This is a genomic window from Streptomyces catenulae (assembly GCF_000718015.1).
In the GTDB taxonomy this organism is placed as follows: domain Bacteria; phylum Actinomycetota; class Actinomycetes; order Streptomycetales; family Streptomycetaceae; genus Streptomyces; species Streptomyces catenulae.
Window position 1 is genome coordinate 1 of sequence record NZ_JODY01000042.1, and the last position, 21381, is coordinate 21381.

23 protein-coding genes are annotated in these 21381 nt (G+C 71.9%); 14 read left to right on the plus strand and 9 right to left on the minus strand.

Features of this window, described 5'->3' with window-relative positions:
* Positions 1-248 precede the first annotated feature (248 nt).
* Entirely contained in the window at positions 249-1160 is a 912-nt protein-coding gene (locus IF23_RS0127735) for a glycerophosphodiester phosphodiesterase (RefSeq protein WP_051739938.1), read from the plus strand.
* A gap of 212 nt (positions 1161-1372) precedes the next feature.
* Positions 1373-2548 (plus strand): acyltransferase family protein, encoded by a 1176-nt coding sequence (locus IF23_RS0127740; protein ID WP_030288440.1) that lies wholly within the window; start codon positions 1373-1375, stop codon positions 2546-2548.
* An 83-nt stretch (positions 2549-2631) separates the two neighbouring features.
* On the opposite strand, the gene IF23_RS0127745 is transcribed toward IF23_RS0127740, so the two are convergent.
* Positions 2632-3813 carry a DeoR family transcriptional regulator gene (locus tag IF23_RS0127745; protein WP_245655140.1) on the minus strand — a complete coding sequence of 394 codons (1182 nt, stop codon included), beginning with the start codon at positions 3811-3813 and terminating at the stop codon, positions 2632-2634.
* Positions 3814-3995: 182 nt separating this feature from the next.
* Positions 3996-5672: a bifunctional 3'-5' exonuclease/DNA polymerase gene (locus tag IF23_RS0127750; protein WP_030288443.1), complete on the minus strand. Its 1677-nt coding sequence runs from the start codon at positions 5670-5672 to the stop codon at positions 3996-3998.
* Positions 5673-6015: 343 nt separating this feature from the next.
* Here IF23_RS0127750 and IF23_RS0127755 point away from each other — a divergent pair, with 343 nt between their 5' ends.
* From IF23_RS0127755 to IF23_RS0127775, 5 genes are all read left to right on the plus strand, one after another.
* Entirely contained in the window at positions 6016-6258 is a 243-nt protein-coding gene (locus IF23_RS0127755) for a chaplin (protein ID WP_030288444.1), read from the plus strand.
* A gap of 243 nt (positions 6259-6501) precedes the next feature.
* The gene (locus tag IF23_RS0127760) at positions 6502-6909 is read left to right on the plus strand and encodes a rodlin (protein ID WP_030288446.1); all 408 of its coding nucleotides are present in this window, start codon (positions 6502-6504) and stop codon (positions 6907-6909) included.
* A gap of 363 nt (positions 6910-7272) precedes the next feature.
* On the plus strand, positions 7273-7506 hold the full coding sequence (locus tag IF23_RS0127765) for a chaplin (RefSeq protein ID WP_030288448.1): 234 nt from the start codon (positions 7273-7275) through the stop codon (positions 7504-7506).
* A gap of 371 nt (positions 7507-7877) precedes the next feature.
* On the plus strand, positions 7878-8069 hold the full coding sequence (locus IF23_RS0127770) for a hypothetical protein (RefSeq protein WP_342667939.1): 192 nt from the start codon (positions 7878-7880) through the stop codon (positions 8067-8069).
* Positions 8070-8300: 231 nt separating this feature from the next.
* Positions 8301-8711 carry a rodlin gene (locus IF23_RS0127775; RefSeq protein WP_030288452.1) on the plus strand — a complete coding sequence of 137 codons (411 nt, stop codon included), beginning with the start codon at positions 8301-8303 and terminating at the stop codon, positions 8709-8711.
* A gap of 427 nt (positions 8712-9138) precedes the next feature.
* Here the strand turns inward: IF23_RS0127775 and IF23_RS34225 are convergent, their stop codons facing one another.
* Positions 9139-9714 (minus strand): hypothetical protein, encoded by a 576-nt coding sequence (locus IF23_RS34225; protein ID WP_030288454.1) that lies wholly within the window; start codon positions 9712-9714, stop codon positions 9139-9141.
* Between the two features lie 330 nt (positions 9715-10044).
* Here IF23_RS34225 and IF23_RS0127785 point away from each other — a divergent pair, with 330 nt between their 5' ends.
* Together IF23_RS0127785 and IF23_RS0127790 are read left to right on the plus strand one after the other, a co-directional pair.
* Positions 10045-10455 carry a rodlin gene (locus IF23_RS0127785; RefSeq protein ID WP_030288460.1) on the plus strand — a complete coding sequence of 137 codons (411 nt, stop codon included), beginning with the start codon at positions 10045-10047 and terminating at the stop codon, positions 10453-10455.
* A gap of 575 nt (positions 10456-11030) precedes the next feature.
* A complete protein-coding gene (locus IF23_RS0127790) occupies positions 11031-11876 on the plus strand; it encodes a nitrilase-related carbon-nitrogen hydrolase (RefSeq protein WP_030288462.1) in 846 nt (281 codons plus the stop codon).
* A gap of 78 nt (positions 11877-11954) precedes the next feature.
* Here IF23_RS0127790 and tatA read toward each other — a convergent pair whose 3' ends face one another.
* Both tatA and IF23_RS34230 read right to left on the minus strand, forming a co-directional pair.
* Positions 11955-12161 (minus strand): Sec-independent protein translocase subunit TatA, encoded by a 207-nt coding sequence (tatA, locus tag IF23_RS0127795; protein ID WP_425423891.1) that lies wholly within the window; start codon positions 12159-12161, stop codon positions 11955-11957.
* A 127-nt stretch (positions 12162-12288) separates the two neighbouring features.
* Positions 12289-12432, minus strand: a complete 144-nt coding sequence (locus tag IF23_RS34230) for a hypothetical protein (RefSeq protein ID WP_157848091.1) — start codon at positions 12430-12432, stop codon at positions 12289-12291.
* Between the two features lie 317 nt (positions 12433-12749).
* Here IF23_RS34230 and IF23_RS0127800 point away from each other — a divergent pair, with 317 nt between their 5' ends.
* Complete coding sequence (locus tag IF23_RS0127800) at positions 12750-12989, plus strand: DUF397 domain-containing protein (RefSeq protein WP_030288466.1); 240 nt, start codon at positions 12750-12752, stop codon at positions 12987-12989.
* A 303-nt stretch (positions 12990-13292) separates the two neighbouring features.
* On the opposite strand, the gene IF23_RS0127805 is transcribed toward IF23_RS0127800, so the two are convergent.
* The gene (locus IF23_RS0127805) at positions 13293-13775 is read right to left on the minus strand and encodes an ATP-binding protein (protein ID WP_030288469.1); all 483 of its coding nucleotides are present in this window, start codon (positions 13773-13775) and stop codon (positions 13293-13295) included.
* 313 nt (positions 13776-14088) lie between these two features.
* On the opposite strand from IF23_RS0127805, the gene IF23_RS0127810 reads away from it, so the two are divergent.
* The 3 genes from IF23_RS0127810 to IF23_RS0127820 all read left to right on the plus strand — a co-directional run bounded on the left by IF23_RS0127810 (position 14089) and on the right by IF23_RS0127820 (position 17240).
* Positions 14089-14952 carry a helix-turn-helix domain-containing protein gene (locus IF23_RS0127810; protein WP_030288476.1) on the plus strand — a complete coding sequence of 288 codons (864 nt, stop codon included), beginning with the start codon at positions 14089-14091 and terminating at the stop codon, positions 14950-14952.
* A gap of 84 nt (positions 14953-15036) precedes the next feature.
* On the plus strand, positions 15037-16494 hold the full coding sequence (locus tag IF23_RS0127815; RefSeq protein WP_030288478.1) for an aldehyde dehydrogenase family protein: 1458 nt from the start codon (positions 15037-15039) through the stop codon (positions 16492-16494).
* Between the two features lie 104 nt (positions 16495-16598).
* Positions 16599-17240, plus strand: a complete 642-nt coding sequence (locus IF23_RS0127820; protein WP_030288480.1) for a PadR family transcriptional regulator — start codon at positions 16599-16601, stop codon at positions 17238-17240.
* A 31-nt stretch (positions 17241-17271) separates the two neighbouring features.
* Here the strand turns inward: IF23_RS0127820 and gad are convergent, their stop codons facing one another.
* From gad to IF23_RS0127835, 3 genes are all read right to left on the minus strand, one after another.
* Positions 17272-18666: a glutamate decarboxylase gene (gad, locus tag IF23_RS0127825; protein WP_030288482.1), complete on the minus strand. Its 1395-nt coding sequence runs from the start codon at positions 18664-18666 to the stop codon at positions 17272-17274.
* A 147-nt stretch (positions 18667-18813) separates the two neighbouring features.
* Positions 18814-19533, minus strand: coding sequence for a leucine efflux protein LeuE (gene leuE / locus IF23_RS0127830; RefSeq protein ID WP_030288483.1), 720 nt, complete (start codon positions 19531-19533; stop codon positions 18814-18816).
* Positions 19534-19766: 233 nt separating this feature from the next.
* A complete protein-coding gene (locus IF23_RS0127835; RefSeq protein WP_030288486.1) occupies positions 19767-20135 on the minus strand; it encodes a YbjQ family protein in 369 nt (122 codons plus the stop codon).
* Between the two features lie 312 nt (positions 20136-20447).
* On the opposite strand from IF23_RS0127835, the gene IF23_RS0127840 reads away from it, so the two are divergent.
* A complete protein-coding gene (locus IF23_RS0127840) occupies positions 20448-21152 on the plus strand; it encodes a DedA family protein (RefSeq protein ID WP_030288487.1) in 705 nt (234 codons plus the stop codon).
* Positions 21153-21381 lie beyond the last annotated feature (229 nt).

Consider the following 21381-nt stretch of genomic DNA (forward strand, 5'->3'; position numbering starts at 1 on the left):
GACGCCGCCCGGCCCGGCGAGCCACACAAGGGCCCCCCACCCGCCGTCGCCCTGGACCGCCCCGCGCCCGCCCCACATTTCCCCACCCGGGTCCCCCGCCCCCGGACAGCCGCGCCCGATTCGCCGCCGGTCCGGAGCCGGGCGACCGTCGAGGAGTGCCGTCCGCCGGGACCGTGCGGGCTCCCGGCGGCGCGGCACGGGGCGGGGCCGCCGCGGCGCCGCCGGTGGGCGAGCGACCTGGAGGCACCGTGCCGCACATACCCCGACGGCGCGCCGCCGCCGTCACCCTGCTCGCCGCCCTCGCCACCGTCACCGCCCTCACCGCCCCGGCCGCCCGGACCGGCCCCCGGCCCGCGGTCGCCCCGGCGGCCCACCCCCGCGGCCTCCCGGACGGCCTCCGCCCGCCGACCGCCCCCGCCGTCGCCGCCCCGCTGGTCATCGCGCACCGCGGCGCGGCCCGCCAAGCGCCGGAGAACACCCTCGCCGCCGTCGACGCGGCCCACCGGTCCGGGCTCACCTGGGTCGAGAACGACGTCCAGCGCACCAAGGACGGACAGCTCGTCGTCGTCCACGACGCGACGCTCCGCCGCACCACCGACGCGGCGCACACCCTGCCCGGCCGCGCCCCCTGGCGGGTGGCCGATCTCACGGCCGCCGAGATCGCCCGGCTCGACGCCGGGAGCTGGTTCGCCACCCGCTTCGCGGGGGAGCGGATACCGACCCTCACCCGCTATCTGCGGCGCCTGGACGACCACCACCAGTCGCTGCTGCTGGAGTTGAAGAACCCCGCCCGCTACCCCGGCATCGAGGCGCAGGCCCTCCGCCTGCTGCGCGCCGAGGGCTGGCTCGACCGCGTCCACCACGGACGCCTCGTCGTCCAGAGCTTCGACGCCCGCGCCGTCCGCACCGTCCACCGCCTCGCCCCGCGGCTGCGCACCGCCGTCCTCGGCGCACCCGCCCTCCGCGACGCCACCCGCTACGCCCGCTTCACCGACGGCATCAACCCACCGCTGGACCACCTCACCCCGCGCTGGGCCGCCGCCGTCCACCGGCTGCACGGCCCGCACGGCGACCCGCTGCGCATCTACGGATGGGGCCCCGGCGCGACCCCGGACGCCCGCGCCGCCGCGGCGCGAGGAATCGACGGAGTTGTCGCATAACGTGCCCAGGGACGGGATCCGGCCCTTGTCCGGCCCGGTCAGGGCAGGGATTTACGGGATTCGCGCGGCAGAGCTAAGGTGCCTGAGATGTTCGACGCCGCCACGCCCCCCGCATACGTATGGAGACGCAGAATCCGGCCGATGGGTTCCTTCGTGGCACCCGGCGCGATTGCTCGTCCCGCCCCTCCTCTGGGTTCGTACCGGGAGGGCCCTTGACGAACGACATACCCGACCACGGTGACCGACGCGTCCCGATGCCCCCGCAGGCGTCCGCGGGCGCCACCACCACCGTCCTCGCCCCGCCCGCCGCCGCGGCCGTACCGCGGCAGTCCCCGGCCCCCCGCCAGGACGCGGCGCCCGCCCCGAAGAAGCAGCGCGACGCGTTCTTCGACAACGCGAAGTACCTCGCCATCGTGCTGGTCGCGATGGGTCACGCCTGGGAACCGCTCCGGGACGGCAGCCGCGCCGCCGCCGCCCTCTACATCACCGTCTACGCCTTCCACATGCCGGCGTTCATCATCATCTCCGGCTACTTCTCGCGCAGTTTCGACATGCGCAAGGACCGCCTCCAGCGGCTGATCACCGGCGTCGCCGTCCCGTACATCCTCTTCGAGACGGCGTACACCCTCTTCAAGCGGTGGGCGGACGACGACCCCGGCTACCCCATCAGCCTCCTGGACCCCTGGTACCTCACCTGGTTCCTGGTCGCGCTCTTCATCTGGCGGCTGACCACCCCGCTGTGGAAGGTCGTCCGCTGGCCGATCCCGCTGGCCCTCGCCGTCGCCGTCGCCGCCTCCCTCTCCCCGGAGATCGGTGACGACCTCGACCTCCAGCGCGTCCTGCAGTTCCTGCCGTTCTTCGTCCTCGGACTGAACCTCAAGGCCGAGCACTTCAAGCTGGTCCGCAACCGCCGGGCCCGCATCGCCGCCGTCCCGGTCATGGCCGGTGCGCTGCTCTTCGCGTACTGGGCCGCGCCCCGGATGAACGCCGCGTGGTTCTACCACCGCGACGCCGCGCAGGAACTGCACGCCCCCTGGTGGAGCGGCGCCGTCATGACGCTCGCGATGTTCGGCTGCTCGCTGGTCCTCGTCGCCTGCTTCCTCGCCTGGATCCCCGGCCGCACGATGTGGTGCACCGCCCTCGGCGCCGGGACCCTCTACGGCTATCTGCTGCACGGCTTCCTCGCCAAGGGCTCCCGCTTCTGGGGCTGGTACGACGCCTCCTGGGTGCACACCCCGTGGGGCGCGATCGTGCTGACCCTCATCGCGGGCACCGTCATCACGCTGCTCTGCACCCCACCCGTGCAACGCGTCTTCCGCTTCGCGATGGAGCCCAAGATGGACTGGGCGTTCAAGAAGGACCCGGTGAGCGCCGCCCGCCACCGCTGACCCGCCTCTCCACACGGCAGGGCGCCCGCCACCGGAACACTCCGGAGGCGGGCGCCCTGCCGTGTGTCACGGCCCTGTCGGCGTCACACCCGGTGCGTCTCCTCGGACACCAACTCGTAGCGCACACCCAGCGAGTGCAGCGCCTCCTGCTCCTCCTGCGGCAGCTGCGTATCGGAGATGACGAGGTCGAAATCGGCGAGCGGCGCCAGCTCGTAGAGCGCCTGACGGCCGAACTTCGAATGGTCGACGAGCAGCACCTTCCGCCGCGCCGCCGCCATCAACGCCCGCTTGACCAGGACGTTTTCCTGCGCCTGGTGGTAGCAGTGGCCGTTGTCGACGGCCGAGGTGGACAGGAACGCGACATCGGCGCGGAAGCTGCGGGCGCTGTCGGCGGTGGACATGCCGAGGAAGGCGTTGAACGCCGCGTGGTACTCCCCGCCCAGCGCGATCACCCGGATGTCGGGCTCCTCCGCCAACTCGTTGATCACCTGGAGGGAGTTGGTGATGACGGTGTACGCACCGCGCGAGGAGAGCGCCCGGGCCAGCGGCAGCGCCGTACTGGAGTCGTCGATGATCACCGCCTGGCCCGGCTCGGCGATGGCCAGCGCCGCCGCGCAGATCGCCTCCTTCGCCGCGACCTGTTCGTTCCCCCGCCACCGCGCGTTGGACTCGAAGAGCGCGTTCGGCGCGGCGGTCGCCCCGCCGCGCACCTTCCGCAGCCACCCCTGGTGCTCCAGCGTGTCCAGATCCCGGTGCACGGTCATCTGGCTGACGCCCAGCTCCTGCACCAGCTCCTCGATGGTCACCTGCCCCTCGGCCAGCACCCGGTCCGCGATCCGCTTACGCCGCTCCCGCGGGCTCAGCTTGGCGGGCGCCTCGGCAACGGCCGCATGCGCTGCGGTCGCCTCCTCGGGGGCCGCGTGGCCGGGGGCCGTGTGCTCCGTGGCGGTCTGCTCGGGGGGCGCGTGCTCCTCGGCCGTCTGCTCGGGGGCGGCGTGCTCCTCGGCCGTCCGCTCGGGGGCGGCCCGTTCGGGGCCCGCCTGCTCCTCGGCGGGCTGCGGGCGGTCGGCCGCAGGCCGGGGCGCCTGCCGGTCCGCGTCCGGGGTGCGCGGGCCCGCCGTGGCCGGGGGCTCCGGCTCCGGGGCCGACCGGCCCGCCCCCGGGCTCCGCCGACCTGCCGCCGGGCCCGATCGCTCGGCCTCCGGGGCCCGGCCGTGCGGTCCCCCGTCCGTGACCGAGGCCCGATTGCCTTCGCTGTCGGTCAACGCGTCGTCCCTTCGCGGATCGGATGTCGGCCGCCCTCGGCACGGCCGGCCTCCCAAGGACTGACCCACCAGGGGTGACGGGACAGCCCTTACCCGGGATTTTAGGTCGTGCCCTCGAATCGGCGTGCGGACTGTGGACCGACGCCCGAACCACCACCCGGCCGCCCCCGCCGCCCCGCCCCTCACTTCGCGTCCCCGTAGCAGTCCACCACCGCCGTCGTGAACGGGAACCGCACCGGGGTCGGCCCGAACGTCAGACGCCCCGCCGCGTCCGCCGCCGACGCGATGGCCGCCGCGACCGTCTCCGCCTCCTCGGCGGGACAGTGCACGATCACCTCGTCGTGCTGGAAGAACACCAACTCCGCCCGCAACCCCGCCTCGTGCAGCGTGCGCCGCAACCCGGCCAGCACCAGCAGCGCCCAGTCGGCGGCGCTGCCCTGCACCACGAAGTTCCGGGTGAACCGGCCGCGCGCCCGCGCCGCCGCACCCCCGCCGAACCCGGAACCCGCCGCCTCCTCCTGCGGCAACCCGGCCTCCTCCGGCGGCGCCACCGACGCGGGCGGGCACGTCCGCCCCAGCCACGTCCGCACCAACCGCCCCTCCTCACCCGCCCGCGCCGCGTCGTCGACATACGCCACCGCCACCGGATAACGCCGCCGCAGATCGGCCAGATGCTTCAGCCCGTCCCCGGACGTCTGCCCGTAGATCGCGCCCAACAGCGCCAGCTTGGCGCGGTCCCGGTCGCCCCCGAAGGCCCGCGCCGCGAGGTCCGCGTACAGATCCCGTCCGGTGCCCGCGACCTCCATCAGCCCGCGGTCCCGCGAGACCGCCGCCAGCACCCGCGGCTCCATCTGATCGGCGTCCGCCACCACCAGCCGCCACCCCGGATCGGCCCGCACCGCCCGCCGCACCACCTTCGGCACCTGGAGCGCCCCGCCGCCGTTCGTCGTCCAGCGGCCGGAGACCGTCCCGCCCGGCAGATACTCCGGACGGAACCGCCCGTCGTGCACCCACTGCTGCAACCACGACCAGCCGTGCGCGGTGTGCAGCCGGTACAGCGCCTTGTACGCCAGCAACGGCGCCACCGCCGGATGGTCGATCCGCTGGAGCTCCCACTTACGCGTCGAGCCGAGCGTGATGCCCGCGCCCGCGAACGCCCGGACGATGTCCTGCGCCAGATCCGGCCGCACCCGCGCTCCACCGAACGCCCGCGACACCTCCTCGGCCAGCTCCGCCATCCGCCGCGGCTCCAGCCCGCCGGGGAACCGCTCGCCCAGCAACTCGTCCAGCAACGCCCGGTGCACATCGGCCCGCCACGGCACCCCGGCGTACGTCATCTCCGCCGCGACCAGCATCCCCGCCGACTCCGACGCCAGCAGCAACCGCAACCGCTCCGGCCGCTCCGCCCGCTCCGTACGCGCCACCTGGCCCGCGTAGACCTCCACCAGCGCGGTCAGCTCGTCCGTCCCCGGCGGCAGCGGCACCGGGCCCGGCGCGAAGAGCGACGGCTGGGTGTCGGCCGCCCGCACCGGCGCGTCCGGCGGCACCGGCAGCCCCCGCAGCCGCGCCCACGCCGCCGCCAGCGACCGCGGCTGCCCCCGCTGCCCCTCCTCGTGCCCGATCAGCAGCGCCTCCGCCGCCTCGACGTCGTAACACCGCTCCACCCGCAGCCCCGCCGCCAGCAGCCCGCGGTACGGCTCGGCGGTGGAGCGCCACACCCACCGCTCGACCTCGGGCCGGGCCCGCACCGCCGCCGCGAGCGAGGGCTCCCGCACCACCGGCCCCGCCGGTGCGCCGTCCGGAGTGAGCGGGCAGAGACGCACACCCCCGTCGCCCGTCTCCGCCACCGCCCATCTCATGCCAGGAGTCTCGCAGCAGGGTCTGACAATCGCTCTGACCAGTGGTTTCGCCGTGTCCGTCCACGGTCGCCCGACCGCTCCGCCGTACGCTGTCCACGGCGTCCGTCCGGCCCGGTCCGACCCGCCCCGGCGCATCCCGTTCCACACGCCCGGCCCGCACGCCCCGCACGCCCGCGCGGGTCATCCGCCGCGGGCCGGTGCGAACACTCCTGCCCCGGATTCACCCGAAAGTGGCGCTACCCGTCGGCGGTTCATGCGTTGAACAGCTTGTCGCTCCGCGCGGCTGTGCGTCGCGTACGCGTACGCGCAAGTCCCGAAAGCTGCTTCAGTGAAGAGGTTCGCCGTGAAGTTTGTCTCCAAGGCCGCCGTTCTGTCCGTCGCCGCGGGTATCGCCGTCATCGGTGGTGCCGGTGTCGCCTCCGCCCACGGGGCCGGTGCCGAGGGTGCCGCCGTCAACTCCCCCGGCGTCATCTCCGGCAACAACATCCAGGTCCCGGTCGACGTCCCCGTCAACCTGTGCGGCAACACCATCAACGTCATCGGGCTGCTCAACCCCGCGTTCGGCAACACCTGCGTCAACGGCTGACGCCTCCCCGGCGGACACCCGTACGCCACGGACGCCCGCCCCGAAGGCCGGCCCGGGACCCACGGTCCCCGGCCGGCCTTCGCCGTTCCCGGGACACGGCCCGCGATACCACGCCACCCGGATGCGGTGATATCTGCCTACGGATTCGCGTCATTCGGGTGAACCGGCGAAACCGTGCCCTGCGAAGCGAGTTGTCCAGGACGCTCCGGATACGGGCACTCCGCTTCGAAAGGGTAAATCGTGATCAAGAAGGTCCTGGCCACGACGGCCGTAGCCGCGTCCCTCGTCGGCATCTCGGCGACCGTCGCCCCCCAGGCGATGGCGATCGGCAACGACAACGGCACCTCCACGGTCAACGGCAACGGTGCCAAGACCGCGTTCGGCAACTCCACCACCAAGGGCGAGATGAGCCCGCAGCTGGAGCTGGTCCAGGGTTCCCTGAACAAGCTCTGCGTCGGCCTGCCGCTCAAGGCGAACGTCGGCTCCCTCGTCGGTCTGGTTCCGGTTGCCGTTCAGGACGTCAACGTCCTGTCCAACCCGCAGAACCAGCAGTGCACCGAGAACTCCACCCAGGCCAAGGGCGACGAGCCGCTGTCGCACCTCCTGGACGACATCTCGGCGCTGTCCGGGAACGGCGTCGGCAACGGCTGATTCCGCCACCGGCCGCCGACCGGTCCCCCGGTTCTCTCCTCCCGGGCGGACCGGACGGCGGCACCCCCGCCCCGCACATACAGGGCGGGGCAGCACCACCCCTCTCGGTAGGAATTCGTATTCGGCGAATCCCTCGTACGTGTGTCCCGCGGTGATTTCAACGGTGCGGTCGCATTTTTGCGACGGCAATCGCCGGGCGGATCCAGGCCGTTCGGACGATTTTTCCGAAAACTTCTCCGCGGGAGTTTCGTCGGCGAGGGGACATCGTTACCAATATCGGCAGCGGAGTGACGGGCGGCGGTTTGCGCCCGTGCGGCACGAAGGACGTGTGCGCTACCGATCCGCTGCAGGAAAGGGCTCAAAGTGAAGTACACCAAGATCGCCGCTGTTGCCGCCGGTGCCCTCATGGCCGTCGGCTTCGCCGCCCCGGCGTTCGCCGACTCCGGCGCCTCCGGCGTCACCGCGAACGACCCCGGTGTCATCTCCGGTGACAACATCCAGGTGCCGGTCCACGTGCCGATCAACCTGTGCGGCAACACCATCGACATCATCGGCCTGCTCAACCCGGCCTTCGGCAACACCTGCGTCTCCGACTGATCCGAAGTTTTCGGATTTGCGTTGTCCCGATCGGCCCCGGTGCACATTCCGTGTACCGGGGCCGACCGGTGCCCGCACCGAATTCACCGTGCCCATGGAAATCCGCGTGCCTATTCGGAACCCGTTCCGGGCAACACGCATGTTCGGGGGTTTCTCCGCGGGCAGGGACTCGTTGGGCAGAGGGAATGCGGTGATCCGAGCAGCGAAGTGAATGCTCACGTGGCCGGGATGTCGCGCCCCGTCGAACACCGCCCGAGAAGGGACAGTTCACAGTGAAGTACGCGAAGTCAGCCGCCGTTCTGGCCGGTTCCGTCATGGCTCTCGGCGCGGCTGTTCCCGCTTTTGCGAACGAGCAGCCGACGTCACCGAGCATGAGCCTCAACGGCGGTCTCAACGACGCGCTCCACAGTGAGCAGCTCGACGGTCACCAGATCCGGCCGCTGGTCGACACCGTCACGGGCGTGGCGAAGACGGCGAAGTCCGGTCCGAAGAAGATCCTGGGTGGCGCCACGGGGGCGACCCAGGACGGAAAGCTGCTCGGCGGCCTGCCGCTCGGGAAGTAATTCCGTACGCGGAGCGCGGCGACGGGTGCGGGAAAGCTCAGCACCGGAGAATTCTCCGTCCGCGGCGCCGGATGCCCCGTGTTCCTGTGATCACTTCCCAGACGCTCCCGATCAGGTAATTGACAGGTCGGGGACGCCAGCTCATTTGAGTGAATCAGCGCAACTCGGCCGGACGGCCGAAGTTGGGCATGTTGCCCGGCCCCGGGCAACCCGGAAAACGAAGGACAATCAATGATCAAGAAGGCTCTGGCTACCGCAGCCGCGGCTGCGTCCATCGTTGGTATCGCCGCCGCTGCCGCCCCGCAGGCGATGGCGATCGGCAACGACCACGGCACGAGTTCCGTCAACGGCAACGGCGCCATGCAGGCGTACGGCAACTCCTCGACGTACGGCTCCATGAGCCCGCAGATCGGTCTCATCCAGGGCTCGCTCAACAAGCCCTGCATCGGTCTGCCCGCCAAGGCGAACCTCGGCTCGCTGGTCGGTCTCGTGCCGGTCTCGGTCCAGGACATCAACGTGCTGTCCTCGCCGCAGAACCAGCAGTGCACCGAGAACTCCACCCAGGCCAAGGGTGACGAGGCGCTGTCGCACATTCTGGACGACATCCCGCTGCTCTCGGGCAACGGCGCCGGTAACCACTGACCGGCACCCGCTGACCCGGGCCGCCCGGCCCTCCTTCTTCCGGGCGGCCCGGGTTTCCCTTTGCCCGCATCCGTTTTCCCTTCGGACGAGTTCCGGTGTGGTGATGCGTACGGAAATCGGAAGGGTGCGCGTACGGATGACGGAGTTGCGTACGTGATGAATGCGGGCGGGGGAAATCCGGGCGCCGGAATAGGTGCCGGAAAATGCCGGGACAGAATGTCCGGCATCGTTACCGGTACGTGACCATTACAGGCCCGGGTCATTCGTTGGTCATGGTGTGTGGAGGGACGCATGCCCATGCGTTCGCGGGATTGATGGGGTTGCGGACGCGTGGGCATGCCACCGGAAGCGGCACAGGGCCCGCGTCGCCGAGAAATCGGCGGCGCGGGCTTTGTGTGTGTCCGGGGCGCGTGCGCTCCCGGGCCCGTCAGCCCTTGGGCAGGCTCGGCAGTCCGGGCAGATCGGGGGCGGGCAGACCGCTGTCCAGGGTGAGGGCGAGGACGACGTTGACCGCGCCGGTGAGGGCGCCGGTGAGCGCGGTGCCGATGGCCGCCGGGTCGCCCGAGGTGACCGCCTTCACCAGGGCGTCGATCCTGGCCTTGAGGTCGACCAGCGCGCTGGCCTTGAGGTCGGCGGCGCGGGTGTCGCCGGGCCGGGTGGCGGACTTCGTGGGCCGGGACTGCTGTGCGGCGGCGATGGCCCGGTCGACGGCTTCCTTCTTCTGCGTCAGCTGGTCGGCGGGGAGCTTGCCGCCGTCGGCGCCCAGGACGGCGTTCAGCAGGTCCGTCACCGGCGCCAGGACCGCGGTCTGACCCTTGAGCGCGGCGACCTGCTTGAGCAGCGCCGAAGCGTCCGGCAGCGGCGCCGCCACGGGCGCGGTGGTGACGGTCTGCCGGGCGTCGCCGGTGATCCTGGAGGCGACCGCGGTGCCCGCGGCGCCGAGCACCAGCGTGCCGCAGACCGCGGACGAGACGAGCAGACCGGATCTCCGGGACATACGCATGGCAGCTTCCTTTCGGGGCGGGGAGGGGCTCCCCGCCACCCTGCGAACGCCCGTCACCCACTGCAAGGCGGGCGCCACCGACAGTGAGCCGACGTGCTCGGCCGGGACCTCGCTGACCTCGTACTTCCCGGTGCTGATGGCCGGTGCGGGGCGTTGCGGCCAATGGGGGAGCGGCGGGTGCGGCGTGGGGCGCGTGTGAGCGAAGGGTGACGGCCGGACGCCCGCCGGGTCGCCATCTGTTCGGGTGACGGACCGGAACCAGGCGCGGTGTGGCGGGTTGTTGAAACAGGGCTTCTGTACCGGAAGTCCGTGTACCGAAGGGTTTGCACGATGAAGAAGATCATGGCGGGCGCCGCTGTCGCGGCGTCGGTGCTCGGGTTCTCCGCCGCGGCGGTCCCGCAGGCGATGGCGACCGGTAACGACCACGGCACGTCCACCGTCAACGGCAACGGCGCCCAGACCGCCTACGGCAACTCCACCACGCACGGCAAGCTCAGCCCCTCGGCCGGTCTGGTCCAGAGCTCGCTGAACGACCTGTGCCTCGGCGTGCCGGTCAAGGCGAACGTCGGCTCGCTCGTCGGCCTGCTGGTGCCGGTCGCGGTCCAGGACGTCAACGTCCTGTCCAACCCGCAGAACCAGCAGTGCGCCGAGAACTCCACCCAGGCCAAGGGCGACGAGCCGATCTCGCACGTCCTGGACGACATCCCGGTGCTGTCCGCGAACGGCGCGGGCAACCACTGAGAGCCCGGCGGCCCGGCTGCCGTGTGCGCCCCGGTCACCGGGGCGTACGGATACGGGGCCGGGTCGTCGTTCGCCTCGGGCCCGGGGCGTGGCGTGGTGAGGTCGCCGCGTTCCGGGTCCCGGGGTGGGTGGGGAAGGGGGCGGGTCCGCCGTGGGCGGTGGGCCCGTGGTGGGGGAAATGCTCGGCGGCCGGCCGAGCGGATCCGGCGGGCCGCTCGGCCTGGGCCGCCCGGTCGAGACGACCGTCGGCATCGCCGGACGACTCGACCGCAGCGCCGCCGTCCGGCGGGCCCGGTGGCGCTGCGGCTGGAAGCCACCCGGCGCGGACGACGGCTGTGCGGATCAACGCGCCAGGGGCCGTCCCCGGTACGGGAAGGATCGTTCTTTCCCTCATTGGTGGGACCAGGCACCCAGGGGGTTTGAAGCGGCTCGAACGGAGTGGCCGGGTGCGCCGCTCTCCGCCGTGTGCGCCGGGGCCGGGGGCGGGCGGTGGCGTACGCCGGGGCCGGAGGCGGCGTCCTCTGCGAAAATGGCAGGACAAAGCGCTCAGAAGCGACGAAAACGGGGAGTGTGGCATGCGAATAGCGCTGGCGCAGACCGACTGCCTGCTGGGGGATCTGGCGGGGAACCTCGCCGTCGCCCGGGACCAGATCGAGCGGGCCGCGGCGGAGGGCTCGGACCTGGTGGTCTTCCCCGAACTGAGCCTGCACGGCTACCACTTGGGCGCCCTGGAGCGGGACACCTCGGTGGAGGTGCGCGATCCGCGGCTGCTGGAGCTGAGCACGCTCGGCCCGGACGTCGTGATCGGGTTCCACGAGCACACCAGCCTGCGCGCGTACAACACCTCGGCGTACTACGCGGCGGGCGAGCTGGTCCATGCGCACCGCAAGCTCTATCTGCCGAACTATCTGGCCTGGGAGGAGCGCAAGCACGTCAGCCCCGGGCAGTCGATGCGCGCGTACGACCTGGGCAGCGCGTCGGGCGGCGGGCGGGCGGCGACGCTGGTGTGCAACGACGCCTGGCAGCCGGTGCTGCCATGGCTGGCGGTGCAGGACGGCGCGGAGGTGCTGTTCGTGCCGACGAACAGTGCGGCGAGCCTGGACCCGGAGGCGATGGACACCGGCCTCTACTGGGACACGCTGCTGTCGTACACCGCGAAGATGCTCCAGTGCTGGGTGATCTTCGTCAACCGGGTCGGCAGCGAGCACGGCGCGACCTTCTGGGGCGGCTCACGGGTGGTGGATCCCCGGGGCGCGGTGGTGGCGCAGGAGCCGAAGTGGGAGCCGGCGCTCGTCACCGTCGACGTCGACCCGTCCGAGGCGCGTCGGCAGCGCCGGGCGGTGCCGCTGGTCGCCGAGGCGCGGCTCGGGCTCGTGGACCGCGAGGTGCGGCGGCTGATCGACGAGGGCGGGGACCACTGAGCGGCCCGCGCGGGGCCGCCGGGACGGCCCCTGCCGGGCTGCGGCCCGTGGGGCGGCGCTCCGGCGGCCGGAGCCGGGTCAGCGACCGGCGGTGGTCGCCTCCGTGCGCGGCGCGGCGGCGGGCTGCTCGGGGGTGTCGGTGGCGCGGTCGTCCTTGAGCGCCTTCGCCTCCGACTTCAGGATGCGCATCGAGCGGCCGAGACCGCGGGCCATGTCCGGCAGCTTCTTCGAGCCGAAGAGCAGGACGCAGGCGACGATGATCAGGACCAGGTGCCAGGGTTCCAAGGCGTTCCGGAGCATGGGGGGCGCTCGCTTTCGTCGGGGGTGCCTGCGGACGTTCTGCCCAGTATGACCGGAACGGACACGGCGTCCGGCGGAGGGGGGCATCCGGGGGACGGGTGCCCTTCGGCGTTCACCAGGGAGCCGCCCGGCCGTCGGGGCGCCGTTCCTCGCGCGGGGCGTGCGCGGAGAGGGTGACGGCCCGGTGTGCCGCGCGGCGGACGGCGTAGCGGGCGGCGGTGGCGACCTCGGGAATCTTATTGAAAACGGTAATCATGTAGCGATGGTAGCCCGGTGCGCCGCGGAGGGCTCACGGGTGGGCGCGGCGGGGTGAGGGGATTGTGTCGATCGGGGTGGGGGCGGGTGTCGCGGGGCCGGAGGGAACCCGTCGGCGTCGGCGTACGTCCCAGCGGCGACCGGTGGGACGCATGGGGCGGGCGAGGGTGACGGGGCTCGGGTGGGCTTTCCGTGTTTGACGTGCGGTAACGGCGTCGGCACCGCCCGTCGTGCACGTGCATCTGTACATGCATCTGCATGTGAACCTGGTTATGCTGCCGAGTAGTTGAACGTCAGTCATGATCCGGGGGAGCCCCTGTGCCGCACGCATACAACGGGATGGCCGCGACCGATCTCCCCGGCGCCGCCTGGCAGAAGAGCCGCCACAGCAACTCGCAGGGTTCCTGCGTGGAGTTCGCGAAGCTGCCCGGCGGGGAGATCGCGGTACGGAACTCGCGTTTCCCCGAGGGGCCCGCGCTGATCTACACACCCGCCGAGGTCGAGGCGATGCTGCTCGGCGTCAAGGACGGCGAGTTCGACCACCTGATCCGCGACTGATCCGCGACTGACCGTCGAGGAGCCGGGCCGAGGCGTATCGCCGCAGGTCAGAGGTTGTTTTTCGAGGCGCGGACCGAGTGGGGTCCGCGCCTTGACGTGCGGGGTCGCGGCTCTGTCGGCGCCCCGCGTGGTCGCGCGCGTGCCCGTCCGGCGTCGAGGTGCGTACGTCCTCGCGCGGGCCTCGCCGGGGCCTCGCGCCGATGTCCGGACACAGGTGTGCCGGGGCCTCGGCGGTGAGGGCCCCGGCGGGTGCTGTGCCGTGACGGTGCGGCCCGGGAGCGGTGCGCGCCCCGGGGGAAGGGGTTACGGGACCCGGAAGAGGGCCCAGACGATCTTGCCGTGCGGGGCGCCCGAGAGCGGCTGCCAGCCCCAGCTGTCGCTGAACGACTCCACGAGATACAGCCCGCGACCGCCCTCCGCGCCGAAGTCCGCCTCACCGGCGACCGGTGAGTCGTCGCTCGGGTCGCGCACCGCGCACACCAGCCGCGAGGACCAGTGCATCAGGTGCAGCCGGGCCGGCGGGGTGTCGTCCGTCAGCTCCGGGGCGGCGAGGACCGCATGGCGCAGGGCGTTGGTGACCAGCTCGGACACGACCAGTTCGACGCCGTCGAAGAGGCCCTCCAGGCCCCAGTCGCGCAGCGTGTCGCGGGTGAACTTCCGTGCGCCGCCCACCGATTCGTAGCGCGGTGGCAGCGAGCAGGAGGCGGAGCCGGAGACTGTCCAGGGGTCGACGGGAAAGACGCTCTGCCCTAATGGATCGAGCCTGGTCAAAACCTTGGTCCCCATGCGAGGCACTCCTGGCGTTCGCGGACGTCATGACCCGGCCGGTCTGGCGGATCTGGCGGATCTTTCACGAGCGTGCATGCGTGCGACGCCCATGGTTCCGAATGCGTACGCCAGATGCAAGGGCAGATGCACGTGCACGTGCCAGGGTTGCGAGGATGGATTCCGGTTCGCGGTGAATTCTTCTCCGGTGCAGGGTGTGGAGAGCATGGGCGGACCTCACATATCAGTAACCGGCCGAGCACTCAACGACGCAGGAACGTGGCAGACTGCCGGGCTATGTTGGGCGGGTCGGGGCCAGGGGAGGGGCGAAACGGTGTCGGCAAGTGAGTCGAACGGGTCGGTGGTGCGGAGGATCCTGCTGGGATCGCAGCTGCGCCGACTGCGGGAGTCGCGCGGCATTACGCGGGAGGCGGCGGGTTACTCGATCCGCGCCTCCGAATCGAAGATCAGCCGCATGGAGCTGGGGAGGGTCAGCTTCAAATCCCGCGATGTGGAAGACCTGTTGGCGCTGTACGGCGTGAGCGACGAGCAGGAGCGCGCCGCGCTGCAGTCACTGGCGCGCGAGGCCAATGTCGCGGGCTGGTGGCACAGTTACTCCGATGTGCTCCCCGGTTGGTTCCAGACATATATCGGCCTGGAGGGCGCCACCTCGCTGCTGCGCACCTATGAAGTGCAGTTCATCCACGGCCTGTTGCAGACCGAGGAGTACGCGGACGCGGTGGTGCGGCGCGGGATGCCGGACGCCGCGCCGGAGGAGATCGAACGCCGGGTCGCGCTCCGGCTGGAGCGGCAGAAGCTGCTGGTCGCCGAGCGCCCCACGGAGTTCCACTGCGTACTCGACGAGGCCGCGCTGCGTCGCCCGTACGGGGAGAGACAGGTGATGCGCGAGCAGTTGAGACATCTCATAGAGGTGTCGGAACGGCCGAACGTACGTCTTCAGGTGATGCCCTTCCAGATGGGCGGGCACTCCGGGGAGAGCGGCGCCTTCACGATGCTGGGCTTCCAGGAGGACGGGCTGCCGGACATCGTCTATCTGGAGCAGCTCACCAGCGCGCTCTATGTGGACAAGCCCGAGGAGGTCGCCCAGTACGCGCGGGTGATGGGGCGGTTGCAGGAGGAGGGGCCGAGTCCGGCGGAGAGCCGTGACCTTTTGCGTGGTCTACTCCAATTGATGTAACGCGTGGGTAGGATGACCAGCCATCAGGAGGCAATACCCCACAACTGGGCGCCCCGGGCGCCCAGTTCTCCAGATCGGGATGGCATGTCCTACTTCGACGACTTGGCGTACCAGTTCATCGACGGCGAGTGGCGCTCCGGCAGCGGCTCGTGGGACATCGTCGATTTCAATCCCTACAACGGGGAGAAGCTGGCCTCCATACCCGTCGCCACGGCGACGGAGATCGACGAGGCGTACCGTGCCGCGGAGCGCGCGCAGCGGGAGTGGGCCGACACCAACCCGTACACCCGGCGGCTGGTCTTCGAGCGGGCGCTGCGGATCATCGACGACCGGGAGGCGGAGCTGGCCGCGGCGATCTCCGCGGAGGTCGGCGGCACCCACGCCAAGGTCGGCTTCGAGCTGCATCTGGTCCGGGAGTTCCTGCGCGAGGCGATGCAGCTGGCGCTGCGCGCCGAGGGCCGCATCCTGCCGTCGCCGATCGACGGCAAGGAGAACCGCCTCTACCGGCTGCCGGTCGGCGTCGTCGGGGTGATCAGCCCGTTCAACTTCCCGTTGCTGCTGTCGATGAAGTCGGTCGCCCCGGCGCTGGCGCTCGGCAACGCCGTCGTCCTCAAGCCGCACCAGAACACCCCGATCTGCGGCGGCGGGCTGGTCGCGCGGATCTTCGAGGAGGCGGGGCTTCCGGCGGGGCTGCTGAACGTCGTGGTCACCGACATCGCCGAGATCGGTGACGCGCTGATCGCGCACCCGGTCCCCAAGGTCATCTCGTTCACCGGCTCCGAGAAGGTCGGTCGCCATGTCGCGACGGTCGCCGCCGGGCACTTCAAGCACACCGTGCTGGAGCTGGGCGGCAACAGCGCGCTGGTCGTCCTGGACGACGCGGACCTCGACTACGCGGTCGACGCCGCGGTCTTCAGCCGTTTCATCCACCAGGGTCAGGTCTGTATGGCGGCCAACCGGGTGCTGATCGACCGGTCGGTGGAGCGGGAGTTCACCGAGAAGTTCGTGGCGAAGGTCGCCTCCCTCAAGGTGGGCGACCCGGCGGATCCGGCCACCCACATCGGGCCGCTGATCAACGAGGGCCAGGCAGAGGCGATCACCTCGCTGGTAGGGCGGGCGGTCGGCGAGGGCGCCACCGCGCTGCTGCACGGCAAGAGCGAGGGCACCCTCGTCGGGCCCAGCGTGCTCGGCGGGGTGGCGGAGGACTCGTGGCTGCTGGGCCAGGAGATCTTCGGCCCGGTGGTGGTGCTGGTGCCGTTCGAGGGCGACGACGACGCGGTGCGGCTGGCCAACGCGACGCCGTACGGGCTGAGCGGCGCGGTGCACACCGCCGACATCGAGCGGGGCGTCCGGTTCGCCAAGCGGATCGAGACCGGCATGATCCACATCAACGACGGCACGGTGCACGACGAGCCGATCGTGCCGTTCGGCGGCGAGAAGAGCTCCGGGGTGGGCCGCCTCAACGGCGACGCGATGGTCGAGGCGTTCACCACCACCAAGTGGATCTCCATCCAGCACGGTCGCTCCCGCTTCCCGTTCTGACGGCGGCGCCGTACGCCCCGGGGCGACGCTCCCGGGGCGCCGCCTAGGCTGGTGCCACCGGGCGCGCCGGTCCGCGCGGTCCGGGTGCGGCGGACGGAGGGGCGATGTCGGCGATGCGGTTGCTGGTGCTGGGCGCCGTCCGGCAGCACGGGCGGGCCCACGGCTATCAGGTGCGGGGCGATCTGGAGTACTGGGGCGCGCACGAGTGGGCGCAGGCCAAGCCCGGTTCGATCTACCACGCGCTCAAGCAGATGGCGAAGCAGGGACTGCTGCGCGCCCATGACACCGCGCCGAGCCCGGACGGCGGTCCGCCGCGTACCGAGTACGAGCTGACGGACGCCGGTGAGGCGGAGTTCTTCACGCTGCTGCGGGACGCGCTGGCCCGGCCCGGGCAGCGTAACGACGTGCGCAGCGCCGGGCTCGGTTTCCTGGTGGAGCTGGGGCGGGCGGAGGCGGTGGCGTTGCTGCGGGAGCGGGTGCGGGCCCTGGAGGAGTGGCGGGCCACCGCGACCGAGGAGTACGCGCCCGCGGAGGGGCCCTCGGCGCTCGGACACATCGGCGAGATCATGCGGATGTGGGTGGACGCCGCCGATCACGGTGCGGCCTGGACCCGCGGGCTGATCGCGCGGATCGAGGGCGGGGCGTATGTCTTCGCGGGGGAGGGCGCGCCGTTCGTGGGCGTGCTGGCGGAGGGCGCGGAGAACCCGTACGCGACGGGTGAGGTCCATCCCGGGGACGAGGCGTAGCGGCGGACGGGCCGGTGCCGTGGCCGGGGCGTCAGTGGTGGAATGCGGTGGCTTTGCGGGCGGGACGGTGCAAAGGGCGGGGTTGGGCGCGGAGTTCCGGCAGGAGCTGTTCCAGGTCGCCGAGGAAGAGGTCGGCGAGGTCCTGGGAGAAGCCGTTGCGGCAGACCACCCGGAGGACGGAGAGGTCCTCGCGGTGCGGCGGGAAGGTGTACGCGGGCACCAGCCAGCCGCGTTCCTTCAGCCGCCGGGAGACGTCGAACACGTCGAAGGCGGTGGTGGCGGGGGCGGTGGTGAGGGCGAAGACCGGGAGTTCGTCGCCGTGGGTGAGCAGGGTGAAATCGCCGAGCGCGCCGATGCGGGAGGCCAGTGACATCGCGACGTCCCGGGTGGCCTGCTGGACGGCGCGGTAGCCCTCCCGGCCCAGCCGCAGGAACGTGTAGTACTGCGCCACGACCTGGGCGCCGGGCCGGGAGAAGTTCAGCGCGAAGGTCGGCAGGTCGCCGCCGAGGTAGTTGACGCGGAACACCAACTCCTCGGGGAGCATCGCCGCATCGCGCCACAGCGCCCAGCCGACACCGGGGTAGACCAGGCCGTACTTGTGGCCCGAGGTGTTGATCGAGGCGACCCGGGAGAGGCGGAAGTCCCAGGCCAGGTCCGGGTCGAGGAAGGGCGCGACCATCCCGCCGGAGGCGCCGTCGACATGGACGGGGATGTTCCAGCCGGTGCGTTCCTGGAGCGCGTCGAGCGCCGCGCAGACCTCGGCGACCGGTTCGTACGAGCCGTCGAAGGTGGAGCCGAGGATGGCGACGACGCCGATGGTGTTCTCGTCGCAGAGCTCCGCGGCGGCCCGCGGGTCGAGGTGGAAGCGGTCGCCCTCCATGGGGACCTGGCGCGCCTCGACCTCCCAGAAGGTGCAGAACTTCTCCCAGCAGACCTGGACGTTGGCGCCCATCACGAGGTTGGGGCGGGCGCCCTTACGGTCCTTCGCCAGGCTCCAGCGCCGCTTGAAGGCCATCCCGGCGAGCATGCACGCCTCGCTGGAGCCGGTGGTCGAGCAGCCGACGGCGGCGGCCGGATCGGGGGCGTGCCAGAGGTCGGCGAGCATCGCCACACAGCGCCGCTCCAGCTCGGCGGTGCGCGGGTACTCGTCCTTGTCGATCATGTTCTTGTCCCGGCACTCCGCCATCAACGCACCGGCCTGCGGCTCCATCCAGGTGGTGACGAAGGTGGCGAGGTTGAGCCGGGCGTTGCCGTCGAGCATCAGCTCGTCGTGCACGTACTGGTAGGCGGTGTGCGGGGCGAGCGGGCCGTCGGGGAGCGTGTGGCGGGGCGGCGTCTCGTCCATGCCGCCGATCGGGTCGGCCTCGCCGTAGAAGGGGTTCACCGGGTGGCCGGGCCGCGCGGACGCGCCTTTGTGCAGGGTCATGGCCGCACCTCCTCGGCCGACCCTAGGGCGGCGGACGGCGGGCGGCCCGCGGGGCGGGGCCGGGCGTGTGGCCGGGGCGCGGGGCGGGCGCGGGGCCCGCGGTCGGGTGCGCCCGGGCGGGTGGCCCGGGCGCCGCGGGGTGGTCGGTCAGCTCGTCCCGGCGAGGGAGAGCTTGGCGGCGAAGCCCAGGAAGGCGGCTCCGGCGCCCGCGGAGAGGCCCGCGGTCAGCTTCCGGCGGCGCCGGAACGTCGCGGCCAGATACGTACCGCTGAAGATCAGGATCGACAGGTAGGTGAGGCTGAAGAGCTGCGCCCAGGCGCCCAGGGCCAGGAACGACAGCACCGGGTGCGCGTAGGACGGGTCGACGAACTGCACGAAGAAGGAGATGAAGAACAAGATCGCCTTCGGGTTGAGCAGGCTCACCACCAGGGCCCGGCGGTACGGGCGCTCCACCGGCTCCTTGCCGTCCCCGGCCGGTGCCTCGGCGGCGGCCGCCTCGGCCACCGCGGTCGCGGCCGTCGGCCCGGTGGCGGTCGCCGCGCCGTCGGACGTACGGGCGGCCCGGCCGCGCCACAGGGCCACCGCGCCGCGCAGCATCCCGACGGCCAGCCAGGTCAGATACCCGGCACCGGCGAACTTCACGATCGCGAACAGCAGCGGGCTGGCCTTGAGCAGCGAGGCGACACCGCCCGCCGACAGGGCCATCAGCACCGCGTCCCCGCAGACCACCCCGGCGGCCGCGCGGTAGGCGACGCGGGGGCCGAGCCGGGCGGCGACCGAGACGACGTAGAGCGAATTCGGCCCCGGCAGCAGGATGATCAGGGCGAGGCCCGCCAAATAGGTGGAGAGGTCAGTTATCCCGAACATGAGGCGCAGAATCTCACCCGGGACCCGGCCCGCCACAAGTCTTTTCAGCATGCGGACGCCCCGGACACAGTGCGGTGTCCGGGGCGGGGTCCGACGGCGGGACGGCCGGGGCGCGGGGCGTCCGGCCGGGGGCGGGCGGCGGTGCGCCGCGCGCCCCTCGTACGGGGGCGCCCCGACCGGGTGATGCGCAGGTCGGGGCGGGTCCGCGCGGTGGGCGGCCCGGTCCGTGCGGGTCAGCTCTTCGGGGCGAGGACCACGGCGGTGCCGTAGGCGCAGACCTCGGTGCCGACGTCCGCCGCCTCGGTGACGTCGAAGCGGAACATCAGCACCGCGTTGGCGCCGCGCGAGCGGGCCTGCTCGATCAGCCGCTCCATGGCCTGGTTACGGGTCTCGACCAGCGTCTTGGTCAGGCCCTTCAGCTCGCCGCCGATCATCGACTTCAGTCCGGCGCCGATCTGGCTGCCCAGATGGCGCGAGCGGACGGTCAGCCCGAAGACCTCGCCGATGACCTGCTGCACGGTGAAGCCGGGGACGTCGTTCGTCGTCACCACCAGCACGTCGGACTGGGCCTGCTGTCCGCCGCCGAATTCCTCGATGCCCATACGTCTCGCACTTCCTTCGCTGTGTGGTGCCTGTGACGCAAGCATCGCCCGGTTCCCGCGGCCGGGCATCCTCCGCCGGGACGAGCGACCGCCGACGCCCCCTCCGACCTGCGGCGGAGGGCTTCTCCTCCCGGCCGTCCGGGGCGGTGTGCCCCGGGTGCGGCGGCCCGGTCGGCCCCGGGCGGGCGGGTGGAGGGAACCGTGTCCGGCCGGTCGGCGTTGATAGCTTTGGGCCCGCACACGCGCCCGATCCCCGCCGCTTCCCCCGTCGCACCGCAGATCCGGCGCCCTCGACACAGGAGCCTTCACCCCGTGAACACTCTCGCGCTCGGCCCCCAGTGGCTGGACCCGGATTTCCTGATCGGCACCTTCGGTCTGATCGGCGTCCTGGTCATCGTCTTCGCGGAGTCCGGCCTGCTGATCGGGTTCTTCCTGCCGGGCGACTCCCTGCTGTTCACCACCGGTCTGCTGGTGACCACCGGCAAGATGGACAAGCCGCTGTGGCTGGTGTGCGCGCTGGTGGTGCTGGCCGCGGTCCTCGGTGACCAGGCCGGATATCTCTTCGGCCGGAAGGTCGGCCCGTCGCTCTTCAAGCGGCCCGACTCCAAGCTCTTCAAGCAGGAGAACGTCGAGAAGGCCCACGAATTCTTCGAGAAGTACGGGCCGAAGTCGCTGGTCCTGGCCCGGTTCGTGCCGATCGTGCGGACGTTCACGCCGATCATCGCGGGCGTGAGCCGGATGAACTACCGCTCGTTCCTCACCTTCAATGTCATCGGCGGCTCCCTGTGGGGCGCCGGGGTCACCCTGCTCGGCGCCGCGCTGGGCAACGTCGAGTTCGTGCACAAGAACATCGAGGCCATGCTGGTCCTCATCGTGCTGATCTCCGTCGTGCCGATCGCCATCGAGTACCTGCGGGCCCGCGGCAAGGCCAAGAAGGCGGAGGCGGCGGTGGCCGAGCAGGCGATGGCCGGTGGCGCCCCGGCCGACGGCCGCCGTGGCCGCCACGCCAAGCGCTGAGGGTTCCGGGCCCGGCCCGGGCAGCGATGGATTCCATCGCCGCGGGCCCGCTCCGTACGCCCCCTGACCGCCCGTCCCCACGCCCGGGGGCGGGCGGTTCGCCGTGGGGCGCGCGGGCGTGCCCCCGGTACGGGATGCGCCTCCGCACCATCCCGCCGCACTCCCGTACTCTCCCCTCGGTCACGCCCTTCGGGGCATGACCCCCGGCACCGTCGGGAATGTGCAGTTC

Coding starts and splice junctions, on each gene's coding strand:
- IF23_RS0127750 (WP_030288443.1), bottom strand. CDS start 5,672: ATGAGATGGGCGGTGGCGGAGACGGGCGACGGGGGTGTGCGTCTCTGC.
- IF23_RS0127770 (WP_342667939.1), top strand. CDS start 7,878: ATGAGCCTCAACGGCGGTCTCAACGACGCGCTCCACAGTGAGCAGCTC.
- IF23_RS0127775 (WP_030288452.1), top strand. CDS start 8,301: ATGATCAAGAAGGCTCTGGCTACCGCAGCCGCGGCTGCGTCCATCGTT.
- IF23_RS34225 (WP_030288454.1), bottom strand. CDS start 9,714: ATGCGTATGTCCCGGAGATCCGGTCTGCTCGTCTCGTCCGCGGTCTGC.
- IF23_RS0127785 (WP_030288460.1), top strand. CDS start 10,045: ATGAAGAAGATCATGGCGGGCGCCGCTGTCGCGGCGTCGGTGCTCGGG.
- IF23_RS0127790 (WP_030288462.1), top strand. CDS start 11,031: ATGCGAATAGCGCTGGCGCAGACCGACTGCCTGCTGGGGGATCTGGCG.
- IF23_RS34230 (WP_157848091.1), bottom strand. CDS start 12,432: ATGATTACCGTTTTCAATAAGATTCCCGAGGTCGCCACCGCCGCCCGC.
- IF23_RS0127805 (WP_030288469.1), bottom strand. CDS start 13,775: ATGGGGACCAAGGTTTTGACCAGGCTCGATCCATTAGGGCAGAGCGTC.
- IF23_RS0127815 (WP_030288478.1), top strand. CDS start 15,037: ATGTCCTACTTCGACGACTTGGCGTACCAGTTCATCGACGGCGAGTGG.
- IF23_RS0127820 (WP_030288480.1), top strand. CDS start 16,599: ATGTCGGCGATGCGGTTGCTGGTGCTGGGCGCCGTCCGGCAGCACGGG.
- gad (WP_030288482.1), bottom strand. CDS start 18,666: ATGACCCTGCACAAAGGCGCGTCCGCGCGGCCCGGCCACCCGGTGAAC.
- leuE (WP_030288483.1), bottom strand. CDS start 19,533: ATGTTCGGGATAACTGACCTCTCCACCTATTTGGCGGGCCTCGCCCTG.
- IF23_RS0127835 (WP_030288486.1), bottom strand. CDS start 20,135: ATGGGCATCGAGGAATTCGGCGGCGGACAGCAGGCCCAGTCCGACGTG.